Raw genomic sequence first — 877 nt, 5'->3', positions numbered from 1 at the left:
GGGGGACCGCGACGCGAAGCGGCGCGGTGGAGGGGACCCTCCACATCGGCTACAGCTTGTGGAGGACCCCCTCCACCACCAGCCTTGCGGCTGGCGGTCCCCCTCCCTGCGCCGGGGAGGAATTTTAGTGTCCCTCATCATTTTCCCGGCGATCGACCTCAAGGGCGGCAATGTAGTGCGCCTGGCCGAGGGCGATATGGACCGTGCGACGATCTATGGCGACGATCCAGTGGCGCAGGCAATGGCGTTCGCCGCGGCCGGGTCGCAGCACCTGCATATGGTCGACCTCGACGGCGCGTTCGCGGGCAAATCGGTCAATGGCGCCGTCGTCCGCGCGGTGGTCGCTGCTTTCCCGGGCCATGTCCAATTGGGCGGTGGGATCCGCGACCGCACTGCGATCGAGGGATGGTTCGACGTGGGCGTCTCGCGGTTGGTGATTGGCACCGCCGCGCTCGATAATCCCGAATTGGTGCGCGATGCCGCGCGCGATTTCCCGGGCGGCATCGTCGTCGCGGTCGACGCCAGGGACGGTATGGTCGCGACGCGCGGCTGGGCGGATGTCTCGGACGTGTCGGTCGAGGATATGGCGCGGCGGTTCGAGGATGCCGGGGTCGCCGCCCTGCTGTTCACCGATGTCGGACGCGACGGCCTGCTCAAGGGCTGCAACGTCCAGGCGACGGTCGATCTCGCGCGCGCGGTCGACATCCCGGTAATCGCATCGGGCGGCGTCGGCGGGATCGCCGACATTCACATCCTGGCGCTCCACGCCCGCGACGGGATCGAGGGGGTCATTACCGGCCGCGCGCTGTACGACGGCCGGCTCGACCTCGCGACGGCGATATCCGTGGCGGAAGCGGCGTGAGTATTCCCTCTCCCC

1 protein-coding gene is annotated in these 877 nt (G+C 68.8%); it reads left to right on the top strand.

Annotated features, from left to right (window positions below):
* Positions 1–127: 127 nt before the first annotated feature.
* A complete protein-coding gene (gene hisA / locus SPR01S_RS21060; protein WP_066593821.1) occupies positions 128–862 on the top strand; it encodes a 1-(5-phosphoribosyl)-5-[(5-phosphoribosylamino)methylideneamino]imidazole-4-carboxamide isomerase in 735 nt (244 codons plus the stop codon).
* The last annotated feature ends 15 nt before the right edge of the window (positions 863–877 follow it).

Origin of the sequence: Sphingomonas pruni NBRC 15498 (assembly GCF_001598455.1) — a bacterium.
Taxonomy (GTDB): domain Bacteria; phylum Pseudomonadota; class Alphaproteobacteria; order Sphingomonadales; family Sphingomonadaceae; genus Sphingomonas; species Sphingomonas pruni.
This window is presented reverse-complemented; position numbering and strand designations above follow the sequence as displayed.